The following is a 12,699-nucleotide window of genomic DNA, read 5'->3' as shown; positions in this document are numbered from 1 at the left end:
GGCGGACGGTGACGACGACCACTCACCCGACGGCTTTACCCTTCCTTTAAGCTCGCTTTGGTTCCCTTTACCGACGCAAGCGGCGGAAGCCGACCCAGACCGGAGGATCAGTCAGTGGACGTCTCGTTGACCATGTGGGTGCTCACCGTGGTGGTGCTCTGCGCACTCATCGCGGTGGACTTCTTCTTCGGGCGCAAGCCCCATGAGGTGTCCCTCCGGGAGGCAGGCACCTGGACCATCATCTGGGTGGCCCTCGCGGTGCTGTTCGGCATCGGACTCTTCGTCTTCGGCGGCGGCGACGCGGGCGGTGAGTTCTTCGCCGGCTACATCACCGAGAAGTCGTTGAGCGTGGACAACCTCTTCGTCTTCGTGCTGATCATGACGAAGTTCGCCGTGCCCACCCAGTACCAGGCCCGGGTGCTGCTCGTCGGTGTGCTCATCGCCCTGGTGTTGCGGGCCGCCTTCATCGCGGCGGGCGCCGCGATGATCTCGAACTTCTCGTGGGTCTTCTACATCTTCGGCGCCTTCCTCATCTGGACCGCCTGGAAGCTGATCAAGGAGGCGCGCAGCGACGAGGAGGAAGAGGAGTACGAAGAGAACCGTTTCCTCAAGATGGTCGAGCGCCGGTTCCCGGCCACCGACCAGTACCACGGCACCAAGATGTTCATCCGGGAGAACGGCCGCCGGCTGATCACCCCGATGCTGATCGTGATGCTGGCGATCGGCAGCACGGACATCCTGTTCGCGCTCGACTCCATCCCGGCCATCTTCGGCCTGACCGACGACCCGTACATCGTCTTCACGGCCAACGCCTTCGCGCTGATGGGCCTGCGCCAGCTGTACTTCCTCATCGGCGGCCTGCTGAAGAAGCTGGTCCACCTCTCCTACGGCCTCTCGGTCATCCTGGGCTTCATCGGCGTCAAGCTGGTGCTGCACGCCCTGCACGAGTCCGGCGTCCACGTGCCCGAGATCAGCACCTGGGTCTCGCTCGGCGTCATCGTCGCCGTCCTGGCCGTGACGACCATCACCAGCCTCTACGCCACGCGCAACCAGAGCAAGGAGCCGGCGAAGACGCCCGGCGCCTGACCGCGACCCCGCCGCCCGACTTCGGTACCGTGGCGGATCCAGCTCCCCCGGGGCCCCGGAACACCGGGGCCCCGGGGAGCGTTGTATTCGTTGTCATGTGCCGCACCGACGGTGTGGGACGGGAGGCAGCTCATGAGCAGGGAGCCCGGCGGCCAGGAAGAGCCGCACGGCGGCGACCCGGAGCGCGAGGACTGGGACGACCTCGTGCTCGACGAGAGCTTCGTGCGCGGCGCCGAGGTCAAGGAGCCCTCGGCGCGCACCCGCATGTTGAACGAGCGCTGGAAGCGGGAGGCACCGGCGCCGCAGCCCTGGCGCTCGGACGAGCCGCCGGCCGGCTGGATATTCGGCTCGGGCCGGCGGCGTGGGCGTCCGGGGCGCTCGGGAAAACGGCGCTGGTTCCGCAGGAAGGGCAAGGACGACGGCGGGAAGTGAGGTGAAGCGGACCTCACGCGACATCCGCACGGCGAACCGCTCTCTCGTGCTGCGGCATGCCATCGCCGCCTCGCCGGTGTCCCGGCCCACCCTGGCCAGGGCCACCGGCCTGAGCCAGGCCACGGTGGCCACCCTGGTGGGCGAGTTGCTGGAGCTGGGCGTGCTGGTGGAGGCCGGCTTCGAGGAGTCGGGCGGCGGCCGACCGCGCGGCCTGGTCGCGGTCGACGCGGAGGGCGGCGCGCTGGTCGGCGTCGACGTCGCCGAGACCTATGTGCACGTCGAGGTCGTGGACCTGGCCCTGCGGGTGCTCGGCCGCGCCCACGCGGAACTCACCCCCGAGGACGGCGACCCCGCCCGCGCGGCGCGGCGCATCGCGGACGCCGTGCGCGACGCCACCGAGCGGGCGGCGGCCGGCCGGCGGGTGCTCGGCGTCGGGATCAGCATGCCGGGGATGGTGGACCGGGAGGGCGGGGTCTCCGTCTTCGCGGCCAACTGGAACTGGCACGGGGTCCCGCTGCTCGCCCTGCTCGCCGAGCACCTCCCCCACCCGCTCCACCTGGACAACCCGATGCGCGCCTGCGTGGTCGCCGAGCTGTGGTTCGGCGCGGCCCGCGGTCGGGACGACGCCGTGGTGGTCAACCTCGGCACCGGCGTGGGCGCCGGCCTGGCGTTCGGCGGCGGGCCGCACCGCGGCGCCTCCAACAGCGCCGGCGAGTGGGGGCACACCACGCTGGTGCTCGACGGCCGCCCGTGCCACTGCGGCCGGCGCGGCTGCGTCGAGACCTATGTCGGCGCCCCCGGCATCCTCCGCACCGTGGCCGAGCTCGATCCGGGCAGCGCGCTGCTGCGCGCCGGCGACCAGACCGCCGCCCTCGACGCGCTCGCGGCGGCCCTCGAGCGCGGCGACCCGACCGCCGAGGCCGCCCTGGGCCGCACCGCCCACTGCCTGGGCGCCGCCATCGGGGACCTGGTGAACCTGCTCGACCCCGAGGTGGTCGTCCTGACCGGCTGGGTCGCCCGCCGGCTCGGCCGACGGCTGCTGGACGCGGTGCGCCCGGCCGTCGCGGCGCACGCGCTGCCCCGCCCCTCGGCGGCCGTCGAGATCCTGCTGAGCCCCATCGGGGCCAACCCGGTGAGCCTGGGCGCCGCCACCTTCGCCCTGGAGGGCGCGCTCAACCCCGGGGCCGGGGCGCCCCGCTGACGTCCCTGCCGGCCGGGTAGGCTGCCGGCGCGCACAGCAAACGTTTTCCGCCGCATCGGTCCGAACCACGAGGTGAGCCCGCCATGCCAGCCGAGGCCGAGGGCCCGCACGTGGTGGACACCGGGCCGCCGGCCGGCGGGCAGGGCCCGCCGCTGCTGTTGGTGCACGGCTGGGGCGGGGACGGCGAGGACTGGGCACCGCTGCTGCCGTCGCTGACCCCGCACCACCGGGTGCTGGTCCCCGACCTGCCGGGCCACGGCCGCTCGCCGGCCGCGCTCGCACGCTGCTCACCCCGCGCCGCGGCGGCGGAGCTGGCCGGCTGGCTGCGGGCGTCCGGCGTCGGCCCCGTGGTCGCCGTGGGCCACTCGCTCGGCGGTCAGGTGGTCACCGCGCTGGCCGTCGAACATCCGGAACTGGTGCGCTCGCTGGTGGCCGTCGCCGCCGCCTACGGCGGTGACGCGGCCGAGGCCGGGCGGCTGCCGGCCGAGCAGGCGGCGCTCCGCCGGGAGGGCACCGCCTGGGCGGTGGGCTTCGTGCGCCGCGCCTTCACCGCGGACAGCCCGCCGGGGCTGCGCGAGCGGCACGAGCGGCTGATGGCCGCGATGGACCCCGAGGTGCTGCTCAGCTACCGGGAGGCGATGTACCTCGCACCCGGCGCCTTCGGGCTGCGCCCGGCGACCGAGGCGTATCTGCGCCGCCGCCGCTGTCCGGTGCTCGCCGTGCACGACTCCGCAGCGGCGGCCGCCTGGGAGCGCACCACGCTGCGGGACGCCCGCTCCCGGGCGGTACGGTGGGAGGGGGTCGGCCACTACCTCCACGAGGAGCGGCCGGCCGAGCTGGCCGCGCTGATCCATGACTGGTCCCGGGTCGTCTAGGACCTGTCCCGCCGCCACGCGTCGGCGGCTATGCTCGTCGTCATGCGAGCCGACTCCCTGTCCCCCGTCTCCTCGCCGCCAGTCGCCCTCTGAGGGCGCGCGGCTTCGTGTGACACCCAAATCCGGTCGACCCCGTGGCGACGCCATGGTCGGTCGGGCGGCCCGGCGCGCCCTCCGCTGATCTCCCTCGACGGACCTCAACGGAGTTGGACGCGTCTGACCATGAGCACTTCCTCCTCGCACTCCTCCCCCACCCACGCCGCCCGCGCCGGCGTCGGCCGGCCCGCCGCCGGGCGTCGCGCCGCCGCCGGTCCGGCGCTCGTCCTCGGCGCCAGTGCCCTGTGGGGCACCACCGGTACGGTCGCCAGCCTGGCGCCCGCCGGCGCCTCGCCGCTGGCCGTGGGCGCCGCCACCATGGGGTTCGGTGGCCTGCTGACCCTCGCGATCGCGGCCCGCCGCACGCTGGCCGTGCTCCGCGGCGGGCGCGCGGTGCTGCCCTACGCGTTGTTCGGCGCGCTGGGCGTGGTCGTCTACCCGCTCGCCTTCTACACCTCGATGGCCTGGGCCGGCGTCGCGGTCGGCACCGTCGTGAGCCTCGGCAGCGCGCCGATGTTCGCGGCGCTGCTCGAACGGCTGCTGGACGGCGCCCGGTTGACCAGGCGCTGGCTGGTCGCCACCACCGCGGCGGCCGTCGGCTGCGTGGCCCTGGTGTTGACCGGGGACGGCACGGCCGAGGCGACCACGGGCGGCGACCGGCTGCAGGCCGGCGTGGCCCTCGGCCTGCTGGCGGGCGCCGGCTACGCCGCCTACACCTACTGCGCGGCGCGGATCATCGGCCGCGGCCACTCGTCGCGCGGTGCGATGGGCGCGCTGTTCGGTCTTGCCACGCTGGTGCTGCTGCCGGTCTTCGCCGTCACCGGCAGCGAGTTGGCCGGCTCGGCGGGTGGCCTTGCCGTGATCGCGTACCTGGCCCTGATACCGATGTGCCTGGCGTACGTGCTGTTCGGCGCGGGCCTGGCCCGGGTGACGGTGAGCGCCGCGACCACCCTGTCGCTCTTCGAGCCGGTGGTGGCCGCGGTGCTCGGGGTCGCCGTGGTCGGCGAGCGGCTCGGCGTGACGGCCTGGGCCGGCGTCGGCCTGGTCGTGGCGGGGCTGTTCGTCCTCACCGTTCGCCGCCGCTGACCCCGTGCGGCGTCCGCCGGGGCTAGACCGTGGTCCGGCGGAACTGCTGGTGGGTGGCGGTCGTCGAGCAGGTGTACTGGATCAGCCGGGCGCTGTCCGCGGTGGACTCGTCGGAGACGTCGAGGCACAGGCCGCTGTGCCGGGCGGCGATCCTGACATGGCCGTCGCCGGTGTCCGTGATCCGCCACTGCTGCTCCTGGCCGCCGCCGCACGCGGTCTGCACCACCGCGGCGCCGGCGGCCGTGGAGCCGCCCGAGGCGGCCAGGCACAGCGAGCTGTGCCTGGTCACCAGCTGGACGTGGCCGCCGCCCACGTCGCGCGGCCAGAACCGCTGGTTGCCGCCGCCGTTGCAGGTGTACTGGGCCAACTGCTGCCCGACGGCCTGCGACTGGCTCGGGATGTCGAGGCACTTCCCCGAGTGTCTGGCGGTGAACGTCTGGTAGGGGCCGCCTGTGCCGCGCACCGTGCCCGCGGCGGTGTCGATGGTCAGCTCTGGCGCCCAACTCATGCTCAGCGAACGGCTGTCGGGGAAGGTGAGCGGCAGCCAGACGTAGCGCGAGTCGTTGACCCGGCCGCCGAAGGAGTTGCCCCAGCGGTCGCCCATGTAGAGGTACGAGGTGCCAGCGGTGCCCTGGATCTGGAGGACGTAGGCGGTCTGGGAGCCGAAGGCGGTGGCGTCGCCGACGTTCCGCATCGTGCTCCATCCGCCGGCCAGGCTGGTGGAGGTGGCGTACTGCTGCTGGTTGGGCGACCAGCCGGTGGCGCCCGAGGTGAGCATGAAGTAGACGCCGTCCCGTTTGAAGAGCGCGGGCGCCTCCCGGTGGCCGCCGGGCCAGGGGTTGGCGACCAGGCTCTCGACGGCCGTGTAGTCGGGAGTCAGCCGGTAGATGTGGAGGTCGTAGTTCTCGCGGGCCGCGGAGACCATGTAGCCGGTGCCGTCGTCGTCCACGAAGGCCGTGATGTCGCGGGACATGTGGCCGAGCGGGCGGAAGCTGCCCCGCCAGGTGTAGTCGCCGTCCACCGTGTCGGACACGGCGACGGCGGCCCTGGCCTCGCTGTAGTCCTGGGCGTTCTCCTTGTGCATCCACATCACGAACTGCCCGGTGGCCCGGTTGTAGACGACCTTGGGGCGTTCGATGTTGGCCGACTGGAGCTCGGAGTGGGTGCTCTGGGTCAGGACATGGTTGCGAAACTCCCAGTTCCGCAGGTCGGTCGAGCGGTAGGCGGAGACGTAGCGGAACGCGTTGCTGGTCTCCTGCCGGTTCTCGCCGAACCAGTAGTAGTACTGGCCCACCTTGAGCACGCCGCCGCCGTGGGCCTGCACGGGGTCGCCGTTGGGGTCGGTGAACTGGGTGCCGTTGAGCACGGAGACCGGCGCGGCCTGGGCGGCCGGGGCGGTCAGCAGAGTGGCGAGCAGGCCGAGGCAGAGCGCCGCGGCGAGCAGCCAGATCGTTCGCAGCACACGCAGAATTGGCATGCCCACAACGTAGGTGGCGGGCCCGGGGGCGGGCAGCCCCCGGGCGGCGCCGACAACTTTCGAAAGGGCTGCCGGCCGCCCGTCGGGCGCGTCAGTCGAGCGGCCGCTCCTCGAACCAGGCGAAGTCCGCCGGCCGCCGGGTGCCGCCCAGGTCCTGCACGCACAGGCCCACGAAGGCGCCCGTGAAGCGCAGCTTGGGGCCGTAGTCGTCGGAGAGTCTGGTGGCGTCGAGGGCCGGGCCGACCGGGTGCCAGTCCGTGCCGTCCGGTGAGGCCAGGAAGCGGAGCTCGGTGTCCTCGAAGCGGGCCCTGAGGTACAGCTCCGGCCAGTCGGCGGTGTCGAGTTCGGCGTCGGCCGGCTCCGTGTGCGCGCCGGCGTCGGCGATCAACAGCCCCAGCACCCGGCCCCTGCCCGCCACGTGGGTGGAGCGCAGGTAGTAGTGGGTGCCGGTGTCGTACCAGCAGACGAGGCCGGCGAGTTGCGAGAAGTGGCGGGGGCGGTGGTCGAGCCGGGTGGTGAACTCGACGCGGGTGGTGGTGAGTCGTCGGGCGACCAGCGACTGGTCGAACAGCGAGCGCGGGCTCTGTCTGCCGTGCAGGCGCAGCCAGCCGGGGCGCGCGGTCAACGTCAGCCAGCTCTCCTCGACCGGGACCCTGGGCGCCACCCACTCCGGGCCGAGTCGCGTCCCGTCGAAGTCGTCGCGCACCGGGCCCCGGGGAGCGGGGCGCGCGGCACGGGCCGCGGCGGGGGCCGGCACCGTGAGCCGCGGGTGGTGGCCCCCGCCGGCCAGGCGCGGCCAGCCGTCCGCCGTCCACTCGATCCGCTGCAGGCAGGTCTCCCGGCCCAGCACGCAGCGTCGGCCCTCGGGGGTGGTGAGCGGTCTCGACGCCAGGTGGGCGAGGTACCACTCGCCGTCGGGGGTGGACACCAGCTCGCCGTGGCCGGCCTTCTGCAGCGGCTGCGTCTCGTCGTCCCTGGTGGTGAGCAGCGGCCCGGCGGGGTCCCACTCCCAGGGGCCGGTGAGGGCGCGGGCGCGGGCCACCGCGATGCCGTGGTTCCAGCCGGTGCCGCCCTCGGCGAGCATCAGCAGGTACCAGCCGTCGCGCCGGTAGAGGTTGGGGCCCTCGACGAGTTCGTCGTGGCGCAGCACGACGCGCGGCTCGCCGACGAGGGCGCGGCGCCGCGGGTCGTACTCCTGGAGAACGATCCCGCCGAAGGCCGGGTGGCCGGCCCGGTGGTCCCACTGGACGTTGAGGAGCCAGGCGCGGCCGTCGTCGTCGAAGAAGAGCGAGGGGTCGAACCCCGAGGAGTTGAGGTACACCGGCTCGGACCACGGCCCCGTGACGTCCGGCGCGGTGACGAGGTAGTTGTCGAGGTCCTTGTAGGGCCGCTCGATGCCGCGCACCACGCTGTAGACCAGCCAGAAGGCGCCGTCGTGGTACGTCAGCGAGGGGGCCCAGACGCCGCCGGAGTCGGGGACGCCGCGCAGGTCGGGCAGGACCGGGCGGTCGAGCGCGTGCCCGACGAGTCGCCAGTCGACCAGGTCGGTCGAGTGGTGCACGGGGACGCCGGGGAACCACTCGAAGCTCGAGGTGGCCAGGTAGTAGTCCGGGCCGACCCGCACGATGCTCGGGTCCGGATGGAAGCCGGGCAGCACGGGGTTGACGAGGTGACCTACCGTCATGAGGAACGTTTTCCCTCCGGGTACGCGGGTGCGCCGGCGCCGGGCGGACCGGCCCTGCGACGTCTGGGGCGGTGGGCTTTCGAGAACTCCGGGCCGCGTCGCGGAACGCCTGGTGACGGCCGTCCGGCGGCTGCGGGACTTCACAGTGGCGCGACCCGCCCCTAACGTAGGAAGCGCTTGCTATCGGGGTCAATGTCCCGACCGGTCGACGGCCGACATCCGAAACTTTCGAGGCGGCACGCGGCGAGAGGGGAATGCCGATGGATCGTCCCTTGCGGACCGGGGGTCCGACCCTGGCCGTGGTCGCCAGGGAGGCCGGCGTCTCGGTGCCGACCGCGTCCAAGGTGGCCAACGGCCGCGAGGACGTGGCTCCGGAGACCCGCCGCCGGGTCACCGAGGTGCTCGACCGGCTCGGCTACGTGCGGCGCCCACGGTTCACGCCGGACCGGCCGCCCGCCCTGATCGACCTGGTGGTGCACCGGCTCGACACGCCCTGGTCGGGCGCCGTGCTGCACGGCGTCGAGGAGGCCGCGCACGACGCCGGCGTCGGCGTGGTGGTCTCGGCGGCGCTGGTGCGGACGCGCGGCGGGCGGCCGGAGCGCGGCTGGCTCGACAAGCTGTCCGCCAGGGGCACGGCGGGTGTGCTGTTCAACCTGGCCGAGCTCAACGCCACCCAGCACACGTGGCTCGCCCAGCACCGCATCCCCTATGTGATGATCGACCCGGTGCTCGACCCGCCGCCCGGCGTGCCCTCGGTCGGTGCGACCAACTGGCAGGGCGGGGTCAGCGCCACGGAGCACCTGATCGCCCTCGGGCACCGGCGGATCGCGGTGGTCGGCGGCTACCGCCGCAAGATGTGCAGCAGCGCCCGGGTCGCCGGCTTCCGTTCCGCGATGGCGGCGGCCGGCCTGCGGGTGCCGCCCGAGTACGTGCGGCACGGCGACTTCGACGAGTCGGTCGCGCGCCGCCGGATGCGGGAGCTGCTCGCGCTCCCCGAGCCGCCCACCGCGGTGTTCGCCTGTTCCGACCAGATGGCGCTCGGGGTCTGCCAGGCCGCGCGCGAGCACAGCCTGCGGGTGCCGGAGGACGTCAGCGTGGTGGGGTTCGACGATCTCCCGCAGGCTCGCTGGTCGGTTCCCGGGCTGACCACGGTGCGGCAGCCGCTGGCGGAGATGGCGGCCACCGCGCTGCGGCTGCTGCGTCGGATGATGGACGGCGACCGGCCGGACGGGGTGCGCACCGAGCTGTCCACCCGCCTGGTGGTGCGGAACAGCACCGCTCCCCCGACCTGAGCGGCCGGGGGAGCGGGCGTTCCCGGGATGCGGCGGTCAGCCGCGCGCGCCGAGCAGGTGGTCCATCGCGAGCTGGTCGAGCGCCTCGAAGGCCATCCCGCGGGCGGCCGCCGCGTCGACGTCGAACTCCTCGAAGGCGCTCCGGTCGGCGAGCAGCGTGGCGGCCGTCTCGCCCGGCTCCAGCGTGGGCATGGCCAGTTCGTCGAGCCGGGCGGCGCGCAGCGCCTCCTGGACGGCCGGGTCGGCGCGGAAGGCGGCGGCGCGCTCCCTGAGGATCAGGTAGTTGCGCATGCAGCCGGCGGCCGAGGCCCAGACGCCGTCGAAATCCTCGGTGCGCGGCGGCTTGAAGTCGAAGTGGCGCGGGCCCTGGTAGCCGGCCGACTCCAGCAGGTCGACCAGCCAGAACGCGGACCGCAGGTCGCCGGCGCCGAAGCGCAGGTCCTGGTCGTACTTGATGCCGTTCTGCCCGTTGAGGTCGATGTGGAAGAGCTTGCCGGCCCACAGCGCCTGGGCGATGCCGTGCGGGAAGTTCAGGCCGGCCATCTGCTCGTGCCCGACCTCCGGGTTGACGCCGAAGAGCTCGGGCCGCTCGAGACGCTCGATGAAGGCGAGCGCGTGCCCGACGGTCGGCAGCAGGATGTCGCCGCGCGGCTCGTTGGGCTTGGGCTCCAGGGCGAAGCGCAGGTCGTAGCCCTGCTCGACCACGTAGTCGGCCAGCAGGTCGAAGGCCTCCTTGAAGCGGTCGAGCGCGGCGCGCACGTCCTTGGCGCCGCCGGACTCGGCGCCCTCCCGGCCGCCCCAGGCGACGAAGGTCTCGGCGCCCAGTTCGGCCGCCAGGTCGATGTTGCGCAGCGTCTTGCGCAGCGCGTAACGCCGCACGTCGCGGTCGTTGGCGGTGAAGGCGCCGTCCTTGAAGACGGGGTGGGTGAAGAGGTTGGTGGTGACCATGGGGACGGTGATCCCGGTGCTGTCCAGCGCCTGGCGGAAGCGCTTCAGGACGCCCTCGCGCTCGCTCGGCGAGGAGCCGAAGGGGATCAGGTCGTCGTCGTGGAAGGTGATGCCCCAGGCACCGAGCTCCGCGAGCCGGTTGACGGCCTCCACCGGGTCGAGGGCCGGGCGGGTCGCGTCGCCGAACGGGTCACGGCCCCGCCAGCCCACGGTCCACAGGCCGAAGCTGAACTTGTCGTCGGGGGTGGGTTCGTATGACATGGCGGCTCCTCGGCTCCCCAGTATTTCGTCATGGCCGTTAACAAATTAGTATGCACTGGCCCGTGGTGGAAGCCCCCACCCGGCTTTCGACCGCGGCGACCGGCCCGCGGCACCCACCCGCAGAGAGGACCGCGCTCATGGCGGCACCGGACGGACCCCTCGTCATCGGCGTGGACAGCTCCACGCAGTCCACCAAGGCGCTGGTCGTGGACAGCGCGACCGGTTCCGTGGTGGCACGCGGCCAGGCCCCGCACGTGGTGACGGCCGAGCACGACAGCGACCCGGAGCAGTGGTGGCAGGCGCTCACCGCCGCGCTCGAACAGTGCGGCCCCGCCGCCGGGGAGGCGGCCGCCGTCGCCGTGGCCGGGCAGCAGCACGGCCTCGTGACGCTGGACGCCGACGGGCGGCCGGTGCGCAACGCGCTGCTGTGGAACGACACCCGCTCCGCCCCGCAGCGGGACCGGCTGATCGACGAGCTCGGCGGCCCCGCGGCCTGGGCCGAGCGGGTCGGCAGCGTGCCGCCCACCTCCTTCACCGTCACCAAGTGGGCCTGGCTGAGGGAGCACGAGCCGGCCGCGGCCGCCGCCACCCGGGCGGTGCGGCTCCCGCACGACTACCTCACCGGCAAGCTGACCGGACAGGAGACGCACGGCGGCACCACCGACCGCGGCGACGCCTCGGGCAGCGGCTGGTGGTCGACGGCGACCGAGAGCTACGACGAGGAGATCCTGGCGCACATCGGCCTCGACCCGGCCCTGCTGCCCCGGGTGGTCGGCGCCGGCGAGGCGGCCGGCACGGTGCGCTCCGGGCTGCCGCTGCCCGAGGGCATCCTGGTCGCCGCCGGCACCGGCGACAACATGGCCGGCGCCCTCGGCCTCGGCCTGGCGCCCGGCCGGCCGGCCCTGAGCCTGGGCACCTCAGGCACCGTCTACGCCGTCAGCGAGCGCCGCCCGACCGACGCCAGCGGCATCGTCGCCGGCTTCGCCGACGCCTGGCGCGGCTGGCTGCCGCTGGCCTGCACCCTCAACTGCACCCAGGCCGTGGACCGGATCGCGGCCCTGCTCGGCCGCGACCGGGAGGCCGTCGAGCCCGGCGGCGAGGCCGTGGTGCTGCCCTTCCTGGACGGCGAGCGCACCCCCGACCTGCCCTACGCGTCCGGGCTCGTGCACGGCCTGCGGCACGACACCTCGGCCGGGCAGCTGCTCCAGGCCGCCTACGACGGGGCCGTCTTCGCCCTGCTGCGCGCGCTCGACCTGGTCCTCGACGAGGACGCCGACCCGGCCGAGCCGATCGTGCTGATCGGCGGCGGCGCCCGGGGCACCGCCTGGCGGGAGACCGTGCGCCGACTCTCCGGACGAGCGGTGCGGGTGCCGGTGGCCGACGAACTGGTAGCGCTCGGCGCCGCCGCCCAGGCCGCAGGACTGCTGCTGGGCCGGGAACCGGCGGCGGTGGCCAGGGACTGGGACACCACGGCCGGCCCGGCGTTCGATCCGGTCGACCGCGACGAGGCCGCACTCGACCGGCTGGCCGCCACGCTCACCGACGCCGACGCGCTGCTCCGGCGCCGCTGACGTCGCCGAGGGGTACGAGGATCCACGATGGCCCAGCCAGCCCCCCAGTCGCAGTCCGAGATGCGGCAGCGCAACCTCTCCCGGGTACTGCACGCCCTGGCCTCGGAGGGGCCGCTCTCCCGGGCCGAGGTCGCCACCCGGATCGGGCTGACCAGGGCCGCCGTGTCCACCCTGGTCGACGAGTTGCTGCGCGGTGGACTGCTGGTCGAGCGCGGCCCCGGCCGGTCGGGCGCGGTCGGCCGCCCCGGCACCCAGCTGGTGCTGACCGACCGGGGCCCGTGCGGGGTCGGCGCGGAGATCGGCGTCGACCACCTGGCGGTGGCCGTCATGGACCTGCGGGGCCGGGTGCGGGTCAGGCTCGGCCAGGAGGTCCGCAACCAGGGCAGCGAACCGGCCGCCGTGCTGGCCACGTTGTCCGGGATGCTGCGCGCCGCCGTGCGCGACGCGGCCGGCGCAGGGCTCCGGCCGGCCGGACTGACCGTCGCCGTCCCCGGGCTGCTGGCCCGCGCCCCGGACGCGGACCGCGCCAGGCTGCTGATGGCCCCCAACCTCGGCTGGCGGGACACCGACCTGGCGGCCGGGCTGCCCGGCGACCTCGGGCCGGTCACGGTGGAGAACGAGGCCAACCTCGGCGCGGGCGCCGCGCGGTGGTTGGGGTGGCGGGGCGGGGGGCGGGTCGCGTGTGGTGGA

Annotated in this window: 11 protein-coding genes; 8 read left to right on the top strand and 3 right to left on the bottom strand. The window is 74.1% G+C overall.

Annotated features, from left to right (window positions below):
• Window positions 1-114 precede the first annotated feature (114 nt).
• From ACFWI8_RS07655 to ACFWI8_RS07635, 5 genes are all read left to right on the top strand, one after another.
• Complete coding sequence (locus ACFWI8_RS07655) at window positions 115-1,086, top strand: TerC family protein (RefSeq protein WP_387087000.1); 972 nt, start codon at window positions 115-117, stop codon at window positions 1,084-1,086.
• A 132-nt stretch (window positions 1,087-1,218) separates the two neighbouring features.
• Entirely contained in the window at window positions 1,219-1,518 is a 300-nt protein-coding gene (locus tag ACFWI8_RS07650; RefSeq protein ID WP_387086998.1) for a hypothetical protein, read from the top strand.
• Between the two features lies 1 nt (window position 1,519).
• The gene (locus ACFWI8_RS07645; RefSeq protein ID WP_387086996.1) at window positions 1,520-2,719 is read left to right on the top strand and encodes an ROK family protein; all 1,200 of its coding nucleotides are present in this window, start codon (window positions 1,520-1,522) and stop codon (window positions 2,717-2,719) included.
• 83 nt (window positions 2,720-2,802) lie between these two features.
• The gene (locus ACFWI8_RS07640) at window positions 2,803-3,594 is read left to right on the top strand and encodes an alpha/beta fold hydrolase (RefSeq protein WP_387086994.1); all 792 of its coding nucleotides are present in this window, start codon (window positions 2,803-2,805) and stop codon (window positions 3,592-3,594) included.
• Between the two features lie 222 nt (window positions 3,595-3,816).
• Window positions 3,817-4,776, top strand: a complete 960-nt coding sequence (locus ACFWI8_RS07635; RefSeq protein ID WP_387086992.1) for a DMT family transporter — start codon at window positions 3,817-3,819, stop codon at window positions 4,774-4,776.
• A 22-nt stretch (window positions 4,777-4,798) separates the two neighbouring features.
• On the opposite strand, the gene ACFWI8_RS07630 is transcribed toward ACFWI8_RS07635, so the two are convergent.
• Window positions 4,799-6,253 (bottom strand): RICIN domain-containing protein, encoded by a 1,455-nt coding sequence (locus ACFWI8_RS07630; RefSeq protein ID WP_387086991.1) that lies wholly within the window; start codon window positions 6,251-6,253, stop codon window positions 4,799-4,801.
• Window positions 6,254-6,344: 91 nt separating this feature from the next.
• A complete protein-coding gene (locus ACFWI8_RS07625) occupies window positions 6,345-7,937 on the bottom strand; it encodes a glycoside hydrolase family 43 protein (protein ID WP_387086989.1) in 1,593 nt (530 codons plus the stop codon).
• Between the two features lie 260 nt (window positions 7,938-8,197).
• Here ACFWI8_RS07625 and ACFWI8_RS07620 point away from each other — a divergent pair, with 260 nt between their 5' ends.
• Window positions 8,198-9,229 carry a LacI family DNA-binding transcriptional regulator gene (locus tag ACFWI8_RS07620; protein ID WP_387086987.1) on the top strand — a complete coding sequence of 344 codons (1,032 nt, stop codon included), beginning with the start codon at window positions 8,198-8,200 and terminating at the stop codon, window positions 9,227-9,229.
• Between the two features lie 36 nt (window positions 9,230-9,265).
• Here the strand turns inward: ACFWI8_RS07620 and xylA are convergent, their stop codons facing one another.
• The gene (gene xylA, locus ACFWI8_RS07615; protein WP_387086985.1) at window positions 9,266-10,438 is read right to left on the bottom strand and encodes a xylose isomerase; all 1,173 of its coding nucleotides are present in this window, start codon (window positions 10,436-10,438) and stop codon (window positions 9,266-9,268) included.
• A gap of 137 nt (window positions 10,439-10,575) precedes the next feature.
• Here xylA and xylB point away from each other — a divergent pair, with 137 nt between their 5' ends.
• Both xylB and ACFWI8_RS07605 read left to right on the top strand, forming a co-directional pair.
• Window positions 10,576-12,009: a xylulokinase gene (xylB, locus tag ACFWI8_RS07610; RefSeq protein ID WP_387086983.1), complete on the top strand. Its 1,434-nt coding sequence runs from the start codon at window positions 10,576-10,578 to the stop codon at window positions 12,007-12,009.
• 27 nt (window positions 12,010-12,036) lie between these two features.
• On the top strand, window positions 12,037-12,699 hold a 663-nt coding region (locus tag ACFWI8_RS07605; protein ID WP_387086981.1), incomplete at its 3' end, for an ROK family protein.

It is taken from the genome of Streptomyces sp. NPDC127098 (assembly GCF_042722465.1).
Taxonomy (GTDB): domain Bacteria; phylum Actinomycetota; class Actinomycetes; order Streptomycetales; family Streptomycetaceae; genus Streptomyces; species Streptomyces millisiae.
Note: the sequence above shows the minus strand (reverse complement) of the source record. Positions and strands in the feature narration are given on the sequence as shown.

Coding starts and splice junctions, on each gene's coding strand:
- ACFWI8_RS07650 (WP_387086998.1), top strand. CDS start 1,219: ATGAGCAGGGAGCCCGGCGGCCAGGAAGAGCCGCACGGCGGCGACCCG.
- ACFWI8_RS07640 (WP_387086994.1), top strand. CDS start 2,803: ATGCCAGCCGAGGCCGAGGGCCCGCACGTGGTGGACACCGGGCCGCCG.
- ACFWI8_RS07635 (WP_387086992.1), top strand. CDS start 3,817: ATGAGCACTTCCTCCTCGCACTCCTCCCCCACCCACGCCGCCCGCGCC.
- ACFWI8_RS07630 (WP_387086991.1), bottom strand. CDS start 6,253: ATGCCAATTCTGCGTGTGCTGCGAACGATCTGGCTGCTCGCCGCGGCG.
- ACFWI8_RS07625 (WP_387086989.1), bottom strand. CDS start 7,937: ATGACGGTAGGTCACCTCGTCAACCCCGTGCTGCCCGGCTTCCATCCG.
- ACFWI8_RS07620 (WP_387086987.1), top strand. CDS start 8,198: ATGGATCGTCCCTTGCGGACCGGGGGTCCGACCCTGGCCGTGGTCGCC.
- xylA (WP_387086985.1), bottom strand. CDS start 10,438: ATGTCATACGAACCCACCCCCGACGACAAGTTCAGCTTCGGCCTGTGG.
- xylB (WP_387086983.1), top strand. CDS start 10,576: ATGGCGGCACCGGACGGACCCCTCGTCATCGGCGTGGACAGCTCCACG.